This window comes from Roseitalea sp. MMSF_3546, from assembly GCF_030732865.1.
Classification (GTDB): domain Bacteria; phylum Pseudomonadota; class Alphaproteobacteria; order Rhizobiales; family Rhizobiaceae; genus Roseitalea.
The window spans coordinates 1-14,536 of record NZ_JASHKB010000046.1 but is presented as its reverse complement, the minus strand read 5'-3'; the positions used below and the strand labels follow the sequence as shown (position 1 = coordinate 14,536).

General features: G+C 64.3%; 18 protein-coding genes. 11 read left to right on the top strand and 7 right to left on the bottom strand.

Annotated features, from left to right (window positions below; genetic code table 11):
* Positions 1–99 precede the first annotated feature (99 nt).
* From RBB34_RS19420 to RBB34_RS19410, 3 genes are all read left to right on the top strand, one after another.
* Positions 100–570, top strand: coding sequence for a hypothetical protein (locus RBB34_RS19420; RefSeq protein ID WP_306120898.1), 471 nt, complete (start codon positions 100–102; stop codon positions 568–570).
* Positions 557–1,285, top strand: coding sequence for an IS21-like element helper ATPase IstB (gene istB, locus RBB34_RS19415; protein WP_306120897.1), 729 nt, complete (start codon positions 557–559; stop codon positions 1,283–1,285). The genes RBB34_RS19420 and istB overlap by 14 nt, the downstream gene beginning before the upstream one ends.
* A 215-nt stretch (positions 1,286–1,500) precedes the next feature.
* On the top strand, positions 1,501–1,884 hold the full coding sequence (locus tag RBB34_RS19410) for a hypothetical protein (RefSeq protein ID WP_306120896.1): 384 nt from the start codon (positions 1,501–1,503) through the stop codon (positions 1,882–1,884).
* Positions 1,885–1,887: 3 nt separating this feature from the next.
* Here the strand turns inward: RBB34_RS19410 and RBB34_RS19405 are convergent, their stop codons facing one another.
* The 3 genes from RBB34_RS19405 to RBB34_RS19395 all read right to left on the bottom strand — a co-directional run bounded on the left by RBB34_RS19405 (position 1,888) and on the right by RBB34_RS19395 (position 5,549).
* Positions 1,888–2,688 carry a DUF3883 domain-containing protein gene (locus RBB34_RS19405; RefSeq protein WP_306120895.1) on the bottom strand — a complete coding sequence of 267 codons (801 nt, stop codon included), beginning with the start codon at positions 2,686–2,688 and terminating at the stop codon, positions 1,888–1,890.
* A gap of 572 nt (positions 2,689–3,260) precedes the next feature.
* On the bottom strand, positions 3,261–4,535 hold the full coding sequence (locus tag RBB34_RS19400) for an MFS transporter (RefSeq protein WP_306120894.1): 1,275 nt from the start codon (positions 4,533–4,535) through the stop codon (positions 3,261–3,263).
* Between the two features lie 69 nt (positions 4,536–4,604).
* The gene (locus RBB34_RS19395) at positions 4,605–5,549 is read right to left on the bottom strand and encodes a zinc metalloprotease HtpX (RefSeq protein ID WP_306120893.1); all 945 of its coding nucleotides are present in this window, start codon (positions 5,547–5,549) and stop codon (positions 4,605–4,607) included.
* Positions 5,550–5,887: 338 nt separating this feature from the next.
* Between RBB34_RS19395 and RBB34_RS19390 the strand changes: the two genes are divergently transcribed.
* The 4 genes from RBB34_RS19390 to RBB34_RS19375 are packed head-to-tail and all read left to right on the top strand — an operon-like array spanning position 5,888 to position 7,492.
* Positions 5,888–6,373, top strand: coding sequence for an ETC complex I subunit (locus RBB34_RS19390; RefSeq protein WP_306120892.1), 486 nt, complete (start codon positions 5,888–5,890; stop codon positions 6,371–6,373).
* Between the two features lie 8 nt (positions 6,374–6,381).
* Positions 6,382–6,711 (top strand): DNA-directed RNA polymerase subunit omega, encoded by a 330-nt coding sequence (gene rpoZ, locus RBB34_RS19385; protein ID WP_306120891.1) that lies wholly within the window; start codon positions 6,382–6,384, stop codon positions 6,709–6,711.
* Positions 6,701–7,021: a hypothetical protein gene (locus tag RBB34_RS19380; RefSeq protein WP_306120890.1), complete on the top strand. Its 321-nt coding sequence runs from the start codon at positions 6,701–6,703 to the stop codon at positions 7,019–7,021. Before rpoZ ends, RBB34_RS19380 begins: the two co-directional genes overlap by 11 nt.
* A gap of 36 nt (positions 7,022–7,057) precedes the next feature.
* On the top strand, positions 7,058–7,492 hold the full coding sequence (locus RBB34_RS19375) for a CBS domain-containing protein (RefSeq protein ID WP_306120889.1): 435 nt from the start codon (positions 7,058–7,060) through the stop codon (positions 7,490–7,492).
* Between the two features lie 210 nt (positions 7,493–7,702).
* On the opposite strand, the gene RBB34_RS19370 is transcribed toward RBB34_RS19375, so the two are convergent.
* Genes RBB34_RS19370 through RBB34_RS19355 form a run of 4 tightly spaced genes read right to left on the bottom strand, consistent with a single transcriptional unit; the run spans position 7,703 to position 11,082 of the window.
* Positions 7,703–8,038, bottom strand: a complete 336-nt coding sequence (locus RBB34_RS19370) for a MerR family transcriptional regulator (protein ID WP_306120888.1) — start codon at positions 8,036–8,038, stop codon at positions 7,703–7,705.
* Positions 8,035–8,955 carry a DnaJ C-terminal domain-containing protein gene (locus RBB34_RS19365; protein ID WP_306120887.1) on the bottom strand — a complete coding sequence of 307 codons (921 nt, stop codon included), beginning with the start codon at positions 8,953–8,955 and terminating at the stop codon, positions 8,035–8,037. Before RBB34_RS19365 ends, RBB34_RS19370 begins: the two co-directional genes overlap by 4 nt.
* On the bottom strand, positions 8,948–10,816 hold the full coding sequence (gene ftsH, locus RBB34_RS19360) for an ATP-dependent zinc metalloprotease FtsH (protein ID WP_306120886.1): 1,869 nt from the start codon (positions 10,814–10,816) through the stop codon (positions 8,948–8,950). The genes RBB34_RS19365 and ftsH overlap by 8 nt, the downstream gene beginning before the upstream one ends.
* A 32-nt stretch (positions 10,817–10,848) precedes the next feature.
* A complete protein-coding gene (locus RBB34_RS19355; protein WP_306120885.1) occupies positions 10,849–11,082 on the bottom strand; it encodes a hypothetical protein in 234 nt (77 codons plus the stop codon).
* Between the two features lie 474 nt (positions 11,083–11,556).
* Here RBB34_RS19355 and RBB34_RS19350 point away from each other — a divergent pair, with 474 nt between their 5' ends.
* The 4 genes from RBB34_RS19350 to RBB34_RS19335 all read left to right on the top strand — a co-directional run bounded on the left by RBB34_RS19350 (position 11,557) and on the right by RBB34_RS19335 (position 14,518).
* Positions 11,557–12,000, top strand: a complete 444-nt coding sequence (locus RBB34_RS19350) for an Hsp20/alpha crystallin family protein (RefSeq protein ID WP_306120884.1) — start codon at positions 11,557–11,559, stop codon at positions 11,998–12,000.
* A gap of 25 nt (positions 12,001–12,025) precedes the next feature.
* The gene (locus tag RBB34_RS19345; RefSeq protein ID WP_306120883.1) at positions 12,026–12,424 is read left to right on the top strand and encodes an Hsp20/alpha crystallin family protein; all 399 of its coding nucleotides are present in this window, start codon (positions 12,026–12,028) and stop codon (positions 12,422–12,424) included.
* Between the two features lie 63 nt (positions 12,425–12,487).
* Positions 12,488–12,994, top strand: a complete 507-nt coding sequence (locus RBB34_RS19340) for an Hsp20/alpha crystallin family protein (RefSeq protein ID WP_306120882.1) — start codon at positions 12,488–12,490, stop codon at positions 12,992–12,994.
* Between the two features lie 132 nt (positions 12,995–13,126).
* Positions 13,127–14,518 (top strand): DegQ family serine endoprotease, encoded by a 1,392-nt coding sequence (locus RBB34_RS19335; protein WP_306120881.1) that lies wholly within the window; start codon positions 13,127–13,129, stop codon positions 14,516–14,518.
* Positions 14,519–14,536 lie beyond the last annotated feature (18 nt).

The window sequence follows — 14,536 nt, the reverse complement described above, 5'->3', positions numbered from 1 at the left end:
CTTCTTCAGATCGTCTACCAGCCCGTCCTTGGAAAACACCTCGTTCGGGTCGCGACCGGCAAGCAGCCGATCCAGTAGTTCCTTCTCAATGGCCATGTGATGATTCTCCTTTCCATCATCATGGCCTCAAGCACGAAATTCCTGACAGTCCCCCGCGTGTTCGGTCGCGACCGGACGATCTATGACCCCTGGCACTATGTCCCGGTGCTCGAGCGCAAGCCCGGCGCGCTCCGCAACGGCGCACCATTCAAGGCTTTGGCGCTGCCCCCTGCGATGGCGAAGATCCAGGCGCGCCTGGCGGATGCCCCAGGCGGCGACCGGCAGATGGTCTCCCTGCTCGTGGCGGCGCATGAGAACAGCGTGGAGGCTGTCGAGCAGGCGTGCGCGAAGGCGCTCAAGGCCGGCCTCCGAAGCTCCGACGCCATCCTCAACATCCTCTCCCGCCGGAACGCCGAGGCGATCGCCGCGCCCGTCGCCACGCCGGCGCATCTGAAGCTCAGCGAAGAGCCCATCGCCGACTGTTCCCGCTACGATCGTCTCATCGCGGAGGCGCGTCGTGGAGCGGCATGAGCTGATCGGGCTGATGCGCGCGCTGAAGCTCGCCGGCATGCGCGCCGCCTACGACGACATCGTGCAGGCTGGCGTGCAGCATCGCCGCGGGCCGACCGAGATCCTCGGCGATCTGCTCAAGGCGGAGCTGGCAGAAAAGACGGCGCGGTCGATCCGCTACCAGATGAGCGCCGCCCGCTTCCCGGTGATGAAGAGCCTGGCCGAGTTCGACTTCGACGCCGCGCCCGTCAACGAGGCGCTGGTACGTAGCCTGCACGAGGGCGAGTTCCTCGATGAGGCGCGCAACGCGGTCTTCATCGGCGGCACCGGCACGGGCAAGTCGCATCTGGTGACAGCCATCGGCGCCCATGCGGTCAACGCCCGTCGCCGCGTGCGCTTCTTCAGCGCCGTCGACCTGGTGAACCGCCTGGAGGGTGAACTGCGAGAGGGCCGCGCCGGACATCTCGCCGAGCAGCTTTGCCGCGTCGATCTCGTCATCATCGATGAACTCGGCTACCTGCCCTTCGCCCAGTCCGGCGGACAGCTCCTGTTCCACCTGATCAGCCGGCTCTACGAGCGCACCTCGATCCTCGTCACCACCAACCTGACCTTCGCCGAATGGCCGACCGTCTTCGGCGACGCCAAGATGACGACGGCGCTCCTCGACAGGCTCACCCACCACTGCGACATCGTCGAGACCGGCAACGAAAGCTGGCGCATCCGCAACCGCAGTTGAACGAGAGGGCCTGGAAACGCTCCGCTACATGAAGGCTGCGCGCTTCCAGGCCCTCTCGCCTCCACCACCTGCGCGTGTGGCAGCCCGCCAATCAGCGAATGCCGGAGGGGTCAAAATTGGACGCCGATCCGGGGGCAAAATTGGACGCCGATTGACAATGAAGGGCTCGGCGCGCTTGCGAGCCTGATAACGCCCCCGCGGGAGGACGCCGCGTGATGCCCGCGAACGACACCATCCGCGTCCATATCCCCCTCACGGTCCGCAAACGCGGCGGTCGCCCGCGTATCCTGCCGCCGAAGGACATCGAGACATCGGACCCGCCGCAGGGTCAGGATCCCCGCGTGCTGTGCGCCATGGGCCGGGCATGGGCATGGCGGCAGCGGATGGAGCGCGGCGAGATCGCTACCATCGCGGATCTCGCCGCCGAGCAAGGTCTGTCCGACCGCAATGTCAGCCGCCTCCTGCGCCTCGCGTGGCTGGCACCGGACGTCCTCGAGCGGCTGGTCGTGTGCCGCGAGCCCTGCGCGATCAGCCTCTACGACCTCTGCTTTGTCGCGTCCCTGCCATGGGACGAGCAGCCGGCGCGGGTGTTCGACTGAAGGTCAGTGAAAGCTGGCCTGAAACGACGTCGGCGTTAGCGAGACATGCGCATCGAGTGGTGGGAACAACTCGAACGCCCTCGGCTCGCGCGAGAAACTCCACATCCGGAAGAGGCACCACTCCGCGCGCCGCTTATCGGCGACGGCCAGCTCGTTGCGCGTGATGTGGAAAGGCGTGCGCTCCCAGCCGTTCGTCGTCTTCACCTCGATGAGCCGCGGACGGCCATCGGGCGCATAGCTGGCGATGTCGTAGCCCGCGCCGTCGCCGTCCTCTTCCGAGACCCAGCGGACCTTGCGCGCCAGATCCTCCCGTCCCGCGGTCTTCAGCGTCGCCTGCTCATGCGCCAGCACGCGTTCCTCGCCCGCGCGTCCGAGGGCCCGGTTGCGCTCGTCCCGGCCCGCCACGTCGAACTTGCGCGCGATGTGCAGCATCTGGTCCAGCTCCTGCGGCGGCGGCTGGTTCGACATCGTCGGCGGCGGCCCGATCCAGACCTGCGCCGCCTCGCGCAGGCCAGCGGCGGGTTGCAGCCCTGGTTGGCGCCCGAGCCAGGCCGGGTTCAGCGCCAGCCACCGCGCCACGGCATCCACCAAGGTCATCTGGAAGTTGAACGCGGGCTTGTAGCCGGGGATCCAGTCCTCGCCGAGCCCCTTCAGCACCGCGCTGATGTTCTGGTGCTTGAACTCGACGGATCCCTCCGACCGGTCGTTCAGCAGCGGTAGGAGCGCCCGGCGATGCTCCGCCTTGTTGTATGGACGCCCGGCGATGTCGTCGGCCAGCATCGCGAAGTAATCCGCGACGATCATGTCGTTTTCTTCATCGGTCCAGGGGCCACTCGCCATGCCGCCAGGCTAGAGGCGCGATGTGCGTTTGTCATCAATGGCTTCGCTGAGCCGGTCGCCGATCAATCCGCCATCGCTACGCGCCGCTCGTCCAGCGTCCCCATCCGCTACGCCTCCTGCATGTTCGGTCTCTGTTTCGCTCGATAGCGATGGAAACAGGGCGCGCAGTTTTGGCGGGGCTGCCAGTCAGACCATTGGAAAAGCAGGGAAATTTTCGACCGAACCGAAATCGGCGCGGTTCGCCCGACCAGACACGAGAGGCCATTCAGAGACGGAAATCGCTGTGCGCCGCCGTCTCAGCGGTTCGCACCCATCCGGCAAACCCCTTTGAAAACAGGAGAAACTTCGCCTCGGACGGGCGGCCTGAACGAGTTCGAAAGGGTGATAGTGGCGGGCCATGCGAGTCGATTCTGCGAACTATTCCTTCGCTATAACGCTACAATAGCTGTTCTTCGTGTAGTGTGTTCTTTCCCTGGACACGGAGCCATTCGCCCAGTGAGAATTGCACCTTGGCGACATACGCAAATAGCGCGGTCCTATCGTGGCGCGCGCTTGCCGGGAGTGCGTTGTGGCGAATGTTTGTGCAGCGGTAGGACGGCATGGCTGGTCTGGGGCACTGAGACATAGCTTTCTTTGCGTCCCTTGTCCGGAGCGGCGGAGACGCCTATGCGCCACAGCCCATAGATCGCAAAGAGACCGAGGATCGCGCTCATGAATGCGAACAGTCCGGCGGGACCGAACTGACCCATCACGACGCTCGCCGCAAATGGCCCAAGGGCGGAGCCAAGGCCGTACACGAGGATCAGGCCGCTCGCGGCCGCCACCACTTCGCCAGTGTCGATCTGGTCGTTTACGTGGGCGACACATAGCGAATAGACGGGCATGGCGAACCCGCCAAGAAGCAGGACAAGCAGATAAAAGGGGAAAGGACGCACGTCCCAGGTCAGCATCAGTCCGCTCGCGCAGACGGCAGCGGCGCTGCAAGCCCCGAGGATGATCCAACGACGGTCGACGAGATCGGACACCCATCCGAGTGGCCATTGCAGCAGCAGCGCGCCGATCAGCGGCAACATGAGGAAGATGGATATCTCCGCTTCTGTCAGGCCGATCCGCTGACCGAAGGTCGGGGCCATCCCCCAGAACGCGCCAACCGACAATCCGAGCGCGAATGCGCCGATTAGCCCCAGCGGAGAGATTTGGTGCAGGCGCTTGAGATCCGCGCGGTCGGCTTCGACGACACCTGGTACACCGGTCCGCGTAAGAGTGATCGGAACGAGGGCGAGGGAAAATAGAACCGACACGAGCGCGAAAAGAACGAAGCCGTCGACCGGCGCCACGTTGAGAAGTGGTTGGCCGCCCGCCCAGGCCGCGTAGAAGACTAGGCTATACACGGCAAGCACGCGGCCGCGTCTATCTCTGGTCGTTCCGGCATTCAGCCAGCTTTCCGTGACGATCACCATGCCGGCAAAGCAGGCTCCCGTCACGGCGCGAAGCATCACCCACGGGAAGGGACCCACGAAAATCACAAAGCCGAGCGCGGCTGCCGATGCGATCGAGGCCAATGCCGCGAAGGTTCGGACGTGACCGACCTGTTGTATCAATCCGGGTATGTAGACCGAGCCAAGAACGAAACCGACAAAATAGGCGGACATGATGAGACCGATGATCTCTTGCGACATGGCCTCCAACCCGCCGCGCACGCCCACGATCGTCGCCTGTAGTCCATTCCCCAGCACCAGCAATGCCACCGCCAATAGAAGGGCGAGCCCTTGTAGACGCTGATGAGAGAGCGGTCTGGTCTCCTCGGTCATCGCGATCATTCGTATATGGACAAGATGTCCCTGTTTCGTGGTGGTACGCTCAGACAATTGCAATAAGGCTTAGTACCAGACCCCGGTGCGTCGCCACCGGGGTCTGGCGACAACCCGTGGCCAGCCGGGGGCGAGCGGCGTGAACATTGACGGTCTTGGCTGCCGAAAGGCCTCGGGGAACTGGGTTCTGAGCCGCCGGATTCGATCTTCGGTCTTCGGATGTGTGCGTAACAAGGACGGTTCCGGGATCCGCCGTCCCGGCAGGAGGATTTCTTCCCAGAACTTGCCCGAGCCGTTGTCGAGCTTCGCCAGCGCCGAGGCAAGCGCCGCAGGGTCGCCTGTGAGTCGCGCGGCCCCAAGGTCGGCGTCATACTCGCGCGCTCGCGACAGCGCGAGTTGGAGCAGACTCATCAGCGTCGGTGAGAAGGCGAGCAAGAGAGGCACGTGCCACGGGATGTGAAGCGAATTCGTCAGGAGCGAGGGCAGATTGAGGATCAGCAGAATTTGACCGACGTAGGAGGCAACACTGGTCACCCGCGCCATGACGTCGGCGAGCGCCATGATCCAGAGGTCGCGATGGGCGATATGGCTGACCTCATGAGCAAGTACGGCGGCGAGTTCGCGCTTGTCGAGAAGGCGCAGAAGACCGTCGCTGATCGCTATCGCGGTGCCGCTTCCATGACCTGTTGCGAAGGCGTTCGGTACTGAACTGGGGAGATAGAAGAAGCCCGGCATACGTTCGAGATTCGCCCGACCGGCCAAGGTCTGCAAAATCGCAGCTCCTTCAGGGAAATCCTGCGGCCGTATCGGTCGCGCGCGATACAGCGTCAGGACTAGGTCGCTTGGGAGCGACGGGGTCATCAGCAACAAGAGACCGACCGCCAAGAAGGCCCAGAGAGCGCTCTCGGCGCCCCAGATGGCAGATACGCAAGCCCAAACGATCGCCGCCATCCCGCCAATGAGCAGGGCCGAGTGAAGCAGATTGGTCAGCCGGTGCCACAGCGTCGGGTTCATTGGATTCCTTCGCTCTCCTGTCATCGCCGCGAGACAAGCGGGGGTCGAACGCGCAGACCCGATCTTGTTCGTGCGGATACTTGAAGCAAGCACCGCACTTCCTAAATCGATCTCGCCGGATGCCGAAGTACGGATCCGGGCAGTGTTTTTGCTCCGCCTGAAGGGGTAAAGACGAGCACGCGCTTGCACATTGCTTCTGCGGGAGGATGTGTGACCGGGTGACGGGTAACAGTCGCAGGCGTGCCTGCGGTCCGGCAATCCATCCCCATGAACGCTGTGCCGCATCGTGCGGCGGTCATCCCTTCGCGGTCGGAAGACTTGAGCGATGGAGGTGACACATGATGCAGGACGCTCTGCAACGCGAGCCCCGGCCGAGCACCAATCCGGCGGATCGACCCCGTCGGCAAACCGAGGCGAACGCTCGCGGCGCGGATGTCATCCGGTTTCCGCGAGCCCCCATCCCGGCTGCTGCAAGCGAGGGGCAGCCAAGGCGGTCACAGAACGCGAAGGGGCCGACAGCGCGCATCTTCAAGCCCGCGCCAAGTCCGGTGCAGTCGGGCCGCGCAAACGCACGACGCTGGGTGTTGGAGTTCGAGCCACAGTCCCCGTTGTTCATCGAGCCGCTGATGGGCTGGACCGGCTCGAGCGATCCGTTGCGGCAGGTGCGGCTGACCTTTCCCGACAGGGAGAGCGCCGTTCGGTTCGCCGAGCGACAAGGCTACGCCTATACCGTCAGCGAACCTCACGAGCGGCGCATACGACCCAAGCGCTATGCTGACAAGTTTCGGTCGCGGCCGCATGGGTCAGCGGCCGATCGCGGATGAGGTGGGCCATGGCACGCATTACGGTGGACGATTGTCTGACGGCGGTACCCAACCGCTTCGAGTTGGTAATGCTCGCAGCGCATCGCGCCCGCGCAGTCCATCATGGCGCCCCTACTGACGATCCGGAGCCGCACCATAAGGCGACGGTGACGGCGCTGAGAGAGTTCGCCTTGGGCCGGGTGGACCCTGAAGAGCAACGTGAATCTTTGATCACTGCGCTCAGGCGACACTTGCCGGATGAGGAACCTGAGACGGAAGACATCGCCGACGAGGCCGAATTCGCGAGCATGATGGCGCCGATATCAGACGATGCGGAGGGCGAAAAAGATGCGGCATAAGGATGCGCTGAGGGCAAGGGCACCGCGCCAGGACGTCAGCGACGCGTTGGGTGACGCCGGCCGGCGGCAATGGTCGACGCTCGACTATTTGCAGGCGATGGCGGTGACGGCTGCCCTCATAGCGCCGGCGCCGTTCTTCTGGAACCCGCCCTTCTGGGTACTCACCCTGATGCACTTGCCCACGCCGCCGTGGCGGTCGAACACGGCCCTTCCGCTGTCGCCAGGGCGTGTCGAACCGCCGCGTCAAGCGCGAGGACCGGCCAACGATGATGAAACATCATCGCTGCCGGAACGAGGCCAGGCCGCGTGATCGACGAAAGGAGAACACAGGACGAGAAGTAAAATCATGACAGTTAAGCGTTTGATTCAGAATAAGGGAAGCTTCGTCTCGATCATCGATCCGGACGTTAAGGTCCAGGATGTCATGGATCAGTTGGAACGTGACGAAGTTTCGGCGCTGGTGGTGAGCCGGGACAAGAGGACGGTGCTCGGTATCATCTCCGGCGGCGATGTATTGCGTGGTCTGAATCGGTTCGGTCCCGACGTGGTGAACCGCCGCGTGCGAGACCTGATGACGACGCAGGTTGTCTGCTGCGACATCGCCGAACCGATGAAGAAGATCTACGAACTGATGGACACGCACCAGATCCGTCACGTGCCGATCATCGAAAACGGCGAGTTGTGCGGCATCATCAGCATGCTGGACGTGGTGAAGTACCGACTTGGCGAGATCGAAGCCGAGGCGGAAGCCTTGAAAGACTATGTGGCCGGTCGGGCATGATGCGACACCGCAACGGAGGCAGAGGATGACACAGGACGAAACCAGGCTCTCGAAATCGGCCGTTCCGATGGTGAACCCAGCCGAGGCGGGCGTCGTCGATCCGTGGGACGACACGTTCGCGGATCCGGTGACGGAAACATTGAAGCAAACCTTCCCCGCAAGCGATCCACCGTCTTGGTGGGCCGGTCGCTCCTCGCCGAGCGAAGGAACTCAACCGGCGCTGAGTCGCCGATAGGCGACCTGGACGGCCCGCCGGACGTCGTCGGGCTGCGCTTCGATGGCTTGGCCGAGCGTCCTTAGCTCGTGGCGGACGCTATGCAATTGGTCGATGAGGGAAAGGACGACCGCGACGGCATCGTCACTGAGATTGATCTCGTCCTTCAACTCGCAGATCAGCCTCAGGCGGGCGAGGTCGGCCCCGTCGAAGCGCGGTCCCGCCGGAGACTCCTGGGGAACGACCCAGCCCCGGCGCAACCAAAGCCGCAGTCGGCGTCGCGTGATTCCGTCCGATCGTTGGACGATTTCGGTTTCGTCATAGTAGGTCATGACTGCGCCCTCATCCCAGCGCGCGGATCGTAGCGATGCCGCTCTCGCCACGACCGCATGAAGTCTTCCAGTTCTTGGTCGATCTGCTGCGGCGCCTCGATTCTCAGGATCACCTTCTGGTCGCCGGCGCGGCCGTTGCGGTCCTTCAGGCCGCGTCCCCTCAGACGCAAGACGTCGCCCGTTGAAGCGCCCTTCGGCACGGTCATCTTGACCCGGCCGGCGATCGTCGGCACTTCGACCTTGGCGCCGAGGATCGCTTCGTCGATGGTGATCGGCAGATCGAGAATGATGTCCTTGCCGTCTCTGCGGAAGAGAGAGTGCGGGCGTACGCCGATTTCGACGAGCGCGTCTCCGGCCGGTGCATTGCCGATGCCGGGCGCTCCCTTTCCCCTCAAGCGCAACACCTGGCCAGTATCGACACCGGACGGGATTGTGAGGTCGAGGTCCTTGCCGTCAGGCAGGGTGATCCGGCGCCTGGCGCCATTGACAGCGTCGAGAAAATCCACGTCGAGACGGTACCGCACGTCCTGGCCGCGAAGATCGACTCTGCCGCCGCCGCGCCCGCGCCGGCCGAACATCTCGGCGAAGATATCGGAGACGTCGGACAGATCCTCGAAGCCTGATGCGGTGTAGTAGCGTCCGCCGCCGTCGGTGTCCGCATAACTTCGATAGAAGCCTTGCTCCGACCTTTCCGCGCCAGACGCATCGATTTCGCCGCGGTCGAAGCGTGCGCGTCGTTCCGGATCGCCGAGCAGATGATAGGCTGCGGAGACTGCCTTGAAGCGTTCTTCGGCCGCTGTGTCGCCCGGATGGAGATCGGGATGGAGTTTCTTTGCGAGCTCCCGGTACGCCTTCCGGATATCCGCATCCGATGCGTCTCTTGCGACGCCAAGCACCGAATAGGGATCGTCAGGCATTGGCGAGGGCCCCAGTTACATGCTGATCGGGGTCGGTGTCTCCGACCGGCTCGGCTATGATCCGCTTCTTGAAGGCCTGCAGATCGTCATCGTCCAGCGTCTCTCGGGATAGAAGCTCCCGCGCGCTGTCCTCAAGGACGGCCCGATTGCGTTCCAGAATGCGAAGCGTCCGCTGGAAGACCTCGGAGATGATCTCCTTGACGGCATTGTCGAGTCTCTCGGCCGTCGCCTCAGAATAGCGCCGTTCGAGATAGCTTTGGCGCCGCTCGCCCAGGAACCCGGGCCGGTCGCTGTCGTAGCTGACCGATCCCAGTTCCTCGTCCATGCCGTAGCGGGCAGCCATGGAGCGGGCGATGTCGGTGGCCTTCGCCAAGTCGTCGGCCGCTCCGGTCGACAGATGTCCAAAGACCAACTTTTCGGCTGCCCGCCCGCCCAGCAGCACGGCGATCTTGTTCGCCAGTTCCTCGCGCGTCATCAGAAAACGTTCCTCGGTGGGACGCTGGATTGTGTAGCCGAGCGCGCCGATACCGCGCGGGATGATCGAGACCTTGTGGACCTCGTCGACGCCCGGCAGCGCCATGGCGACCAGCGCATGCCCCATCTCGTGATAGGCAACGATCTCGCGCTCGCGCTGATTGAGCAGCCGGTTACGCTTTTCTAGGCCCGCCACGATACGCTCGATGGCGCCGGTGAAATCGTCCATGGTCACGGCATCGGCCTTGCGGCGGGTGGCGAGCAAAGCTGCCTCGTTGACGAGATTGGCGAGATCGGCGCCCGAGAAACCGGTGGTCAAGGCGGCGATCTGGTCGGCGTCGACATTAGGCCCCAGCGTGATCTTGCGCATATGGACGTTCAGGATCTGGACGCGCCCCTTCCGATCAGGACGATCTACCAGAACCTGCCGGTCGAAACGGCCGGCCCGCAGCAGTGCCGGGTCGAGGATTTCCGGCCGGTTGGTGGCCGCCAAGAGCACGAGCCCTTCGCCAGTGTCGAAACCGTCGAGCTCCGTTAGGAGCTGGTTGAGGGTCTGCTCCCTTTCGTCATGACCGCCCGCGGCGGGACCCGCGCCACGTGCGCGGCCGAGCGCATCGAGTTCGTCGACGAAGATGATCGCGGGGGCCTTGGCGCGGGCCTGCTCGAAGAGGTCGCGCACCCTCGCTGCGCCGACACCGACGAACATCTCGACGAATTCCGAACCGGAGATGGAAAAGAACGGCACGCCGGCCTCGCCGGCGACGGCTCGCGCCAGCAAGGTCTTGCCTGTGCCAGGCGGTCCGACGAGCAGAACGCCTTTCGGTATTCGGGCACCCAGCCGCCCATAGTCCTGCGGAGCCTTCAGGAAGTCCACGATCTCCTGCAGTTCGGCCTTGGCCTCGTCGACGCCGGCCACATCCGCAAAGCCCACCTTGGTGTCGGTCTCGACATAAATTTTCGCCTTGCTCTTGCCGATCGACATCAGCCCGCCGAAACCTTGCTTCTCGGCGAACCGGCGGATCACGAACAGCCAGAGCGCAAAGAACAGGAGCACCGGCACCACCCAGGACAGGAGCGTGCCAAGCCACGTATTCTCGACAGCGCCGGTGTAGGTTACGCCGGCTTCGTCCAGCCTTTGCGCCAGATCGGGCTCAACGCGCGTGGTCACGAAGGCCCCGCGGCCGTCCTGCGGGATGGTGAAGGTGCCGCGCAGATAGTCGTTGCCGACAACGACCTCCTCGATCAGCCCCTGATCGAGATAATCCTCGAACTGGCTGTAGGGGATGGGGGCGATCGCCTGGCTCTGCACCCACAAGTCGCGCAGCAGAACCACGCCGAAGAGCGCGAGCACCACGTACCAGAGATTGATCTGTGTCCTTTTCTCCATTGTCCGTCTCCAACCGTAATGGCCAGTGCTGGCTATCGGAGCTCTTCAGGCGCGGTTTCGTGCTGCTCTAGAAGCTCGACCAGTGCGGCCACGCGGCCGCTCGGGAAGCGGCGCAACTCCTTGTGTAGTGCTTCATCAGCGCCCCACCAGCCGCGCGCTTCAATCAGTTCGGCCTCGGTTGCGCCGATCTTGAGCATCGCAGCCGTGAGCGTCTCGTCGACAGGTCCTAGGACCTTTCGGATCGCATCGTTCGTCAATGCCGCCATCGAGAGTCTCCATCGCAACGACGAAAGCGAGCACGAAGTAGCGCGCCCGCACTTCTTGTTCGGGATGCAGGCGATTTAGTGAGGGCGCGAGCGCTTTTGAAGAACTCGGACGACCTGGTCTTGACACGGAAATCGGCGATTACCAGATCGCATTCGCGGGACGCCGAGACCGGGTCCCTGGAAAATGGCAGGTCGAGCCCGTGAAGGGTCGACAGGTACGTGTCGCTTGGCAAAGGACGCGCAGCCGCTTGTCATGCTGCATTGCAAGACGCGCCTGACCGGCGCGCGTCCTTGCCCGAACGACCGCGCCGCAGGCCATCCCGCCCGGTCGCGCACCCCCGCGAAATTTTCGGTTCGTCGCCTGGCTCAAGGGCCGGACGAGACGGCGTGCCGGCAATTTCGCCGAGCAAGACGTTCTCTCCTACCTTCCGGGCGCCGCGAACCGGCGATCGCAACCGATGAGAGGAGAAGACGATGCTTGCACCCACCACATACGGTCCCCGAGGCTGGGATCCCTTCACCGACATGCGCCGGCTGCAGGCCGAGATGAACCGGCTGTTTGAGGACACCGGTTCGCTGCGCACCGGGCGGGTCTATCCGCCGGTCAATGTCTGGCTCGGCGACAATTCGATCGTCGTGGCAGCCGAGATGCCCGGCCTGTCCCATGAGGACATCGAACTGACGGTCCAGGACGATACGCTGACGATCCGCGGCGAACGTCCCTTGGCCGCGGACGACAACCAGGTCGCCTGGCACCGGCGCGAGCGCATGACCGGCAGCTTCGCTCGGACCGTCGAACTGCCCTTCCGCGTCGATCCCGACAAGGTCGAGGCGCGCTTCCAGAACGGCGTGCTGGCCGTCGAAATGCAGCGGCCCGAACAGGATCGTCCGCGCCGTATCGCGATTAACGCCAGCTAAAGGCCAGAACACGAAGGAGGAAAAAATGGCTCAGAACCTGACCACGACAACCGGCGGCGAGGTCGAACGCCTGAACGGCGAGAACGCGCGCCGCCCGATCTACCGGCCGGCCACGGATATCTTCGAGACCGACGACCACGTCGTGCTGGTTGCCGACATGCCCGGCGTTGGGCCCGACGACGTCGAGGTAACGTTGGAACGTCGCGTGCTGACGATCCGGGGCTACGCGCATCCACCGGCACCGGAAGGCTATCGCCAAGTCTATGGCGAATACGGCACGGGCGACTATGAGCGCGTGTTCACCCTGACCGACGACATCGATCAGGACGACATCCGTGCGACGACGGGCCATGGCGTGCTGCGGCTCGAACTGCCCAAGGCCGCCAGCGCCAAGCCCCGGCGTATCGAGGTGAAGGCCGCCTGACCGGGCGGCCACCCACCGACCTGAAATCAACGATCTTGCATGAGGAGAAAGGAGAAACGAAAAATGCAGATCCGGGACCTCATCCCCTGGGGGCGCAACCGTGAGGCGACGCGCGCCGAAGGAGCCAATGACGACAACCCCGTCACGCATTTGCAGCGCGACATCAACCGCGTCTTCGAGGACTTCTGGAGCCGGTTCGAACGGCCCTTCGCCGGCACCAACGGCGGGCTGACGGGATTCGGACCGACCACCGACGTCACGGAGACCGACGAGGCGATCGAAGTCGCCATCGAACTGCCCGGCCTCAGCGAGAAGGACGTCGAGGTCAGTCTCACCGAGGACGTTCTGACGATTCGCGGCGAGAAGAAGCACGAGAGCGAGGACAAGCGTAAGGGTGTCTATATCTCCGAGCGCTCCTGGGGCTCGTTCTACCGCATGGTACCGCTGCCGCCGGGCGTCGACGCGGACAAGGCAAGCGCGGACTTCAAGCGCGGCGTGTTGACCGTGACGCTGCCCAAGACCCCTGAAGCGCAGTCGAAGATCAAGCGCATCGAGGTCAAGGCGGCCTGATCGACCTTCGGGCGGGCGGTCGGCCCGCCCTCGCTTTCGACATTTGAACAGATGCAACCGGCCGTATCGCGGCGGACCGGCTCCGGTTTTTTGTACCCCGCTCATCGGCCTCAATGACGGGAGTGACCGATCATGACACCACTCTTGCGAACCGTGCCGCGCCGCATGGCGGCCGTCCTCGTGCTCATTTTTCTGGCGATTGTGCCGGCTGGGGCGCAGTCGCCGGCGCCGTTCGGCGTCGATGGCCAGTTGCCTACGCTGGCGCCGGTGCTGGAAGAGGTGACGCCGGCGGTGGTCAATATCTCGGTGACGGCGCCTGCCGCTCAGGAAACCAATCCGCTGCTCAACGACCCCTTCTTCCGGCGTTTCTTCGACCTGCCGGACATGCCGGACTTTCCGCAGGCGCGGCCGCGCCTCAGTGCCGGCTCCGGCGTCATCGTCGACGCCGACGAGGGATATGTTCTGACCAACCATCACGTCGTCGAGAACGGTTCGGAGATTACGGTCACGCTGACCGACCGGCGACGATTCGAGGCCGAGCTCGTTGGCAGCGACCCGGAGACCGACATAGCCCTCCTGCGCATCGAGCCCGATAATCTGACCGCGCTCGAACTCGGTGATTCCGAAGCCCTGCGCGTCGGCGACTATGTGGTCGCCATCGGCAACCCGTTCGGTCTGGGTCAGACCGTGACATCGGGAATCGTCAGCGCGCTCGGACGCGGCGGACTGATCGCGGAGGGCTATGAGGACTTTATCCAGACCGATGCATCCATCAATCCCGGCAATTCGGGCGGTGCGCTGATCACGCTTGACGGCCGTCTCGTCGGCATCAACACGGCGATCATCGCCCCGGCCGGCGGCAATGTCGGCATCGGCTTCGCCGTGCCGTCCGACATGGCGCGCGCCGTGATGGAGCAATTGATCGAGTTCGGCGAGGTGCGCCGCGGCCGGCTCGGGGTCATGATCCAGGACTTCACACCGGATCTCGCCGAAGCGCTCGGGGTCGACGCGGCCGCCGGCGCAATCGTCAGCCAGGTCGAACCTGGAACGCCGGCCGAAGAGGCGGGCCTTCAGGCCGGCGATCTGATCGTAGCCGTCAACGGCCAGCCGGTCGACGGCTCGACGGATCTGCGCAACCGGATCGGGCTGACGCGCGCCGGCGAACGTGTGAGGCTGGACGTGATCCGCGACGGCGAAAGGCTGACTGTGGCAACCGCCCTTGGCGAGGTGGAGCGGCCGCGTCTGGCGATGGGCGGATCGGACCGACTCGACGGCGCGACCTTTCGCGATATCGTGCGCGGTGACCCGCAATTCGGCGAGATCGACGGCGTGCTGGTCACGTCGGTTCAACCGGGCAGTGCGGCCGCTCGGGCCGGGCTGCGGGCCGGCGATGTGATCCTGGCTGTGAACCAAGCACCGATCGGATCGGTCCGGGAGCTCGACGAGCGGCTGGAGCGCGCCACGGGCGCCTTGGCCCTTACGGTCCAGCGCGGGTCGGCCCGACTGTTCATTGTGGTGCGATAGGAGCGTGCCGCCGCCCCG

Coding starts and splice junctions, on each gene's coding strand:
- RBB34_RS19355 (WP_306120885.1), bottom strand. CDS start 11,082: ATGGCGGCATTGACGAACGATGCGATCCGAAAGGTCCTAGGACCTGTC.
- ftsH (WP_306120886.1), bottom strand. CDS start 10,816: ATGGAGAAAAGGACACAGATCAATCTCTGGTACGTGGTGCTCGCGCTC.
- RBB34_RS19345 (WP_306120883.1), top strand. CDS start 12,026: ATGGCTCAGAACCTGACCACGACAACCGGCGGCGAGGTCGAACGCCTG.
- RBB34_RS19335 (WP_306120881.1), top strand. CDS start 13,127: ATGACACCACTCTTGCGAACCGTGCCGCGCCGCATGGCGGCCGTCCTC.
- RBB34_RS19380 (WP_306120890.1), top strand. CDS start 6,701: ATGCGGCATAAGGATGCGCTGAGGGCAAGGGCACCGCGCCAGGACGTC.
- RBB34_RS19395 (WP_306120893.1), bottom strand. CDS start 5,549: ATGAACCCGACGCTGTGGCACCGGCTGACCAATCTGCTTCACTCGGCC.
- RBB34_RS19410 (WP_306120896.1), top strand. CDS start 1,501: ATGCCCGCGAACGACACCATCCGCGTCCATATCCCCCTCACGGTCCGC.
- RBB34_RS19365 (WP_306120887.1), bottom strand. CDS start 8,955: ATGCCTGACGATCCCTATTCGGTGCTTGGCGTCGCAAGAGACGCATCG.
- RBB34_RS19370 (WP_306120888.1), bottom strand. CDS start 8,038: ATGACCTACTATGACGAAACCGAAATCGTCCAACGATCGGACGGAATC.
- RBB34_RS19420 (WP_306120898.1), top strand. CDS start 100: ATGATTCTCCTTTCCATCATCATGGCCTCAAGCACGAAATTCCTGACA.
- rpoZ (WP_306120891.1), top strand. CDS start 6,382: ATGGCACGCATTACGGTGGACGATTGTCTGACGGCGGTACCCAACCGC.
- RBB34_RS19405 (WP_306120895.1), bottom strand. CDS start 2,688: ATGATCGTCGCGGATTACTTCGCGATGCTGGCCGACGACATCGCCGGG.
- RBB34_RS19340 (WP_306120882.1), top strand. CDS start 12,488: ATGCAGATCCGGGACCTCATCCCCTGGGGGCGCAACCGTGAGGCGACG.
- RBB34_RS19400 (WP_306120894.1), bottom strand. CDS start 4,535: ATGACCGAGGAGACCAGACCGCTCTCTCATCAGCGTCTACAAGGGCTC.
- RBB34_RS19350 (WP_306120884.1), top strand. CDS start 11,557: ATGCTTGCACCCACCACATACGGTCCCCGAGGCTGGGATCCCTTCACC.
- RBB34_RS19375 (WP_306120889.1), top strand. CDS start 7,058: ATGACAGTTAAGCGTTTGATTCAGAATAAGGGAAGCTTCGTCTCGATC.
- RBB34_RS19390 (WP_306120892.1), top strand. CDS start 5,888: ATGATGCAGGACGCTCTGCAACGCGAGCCCCGGCCGAGCACCAATCCG.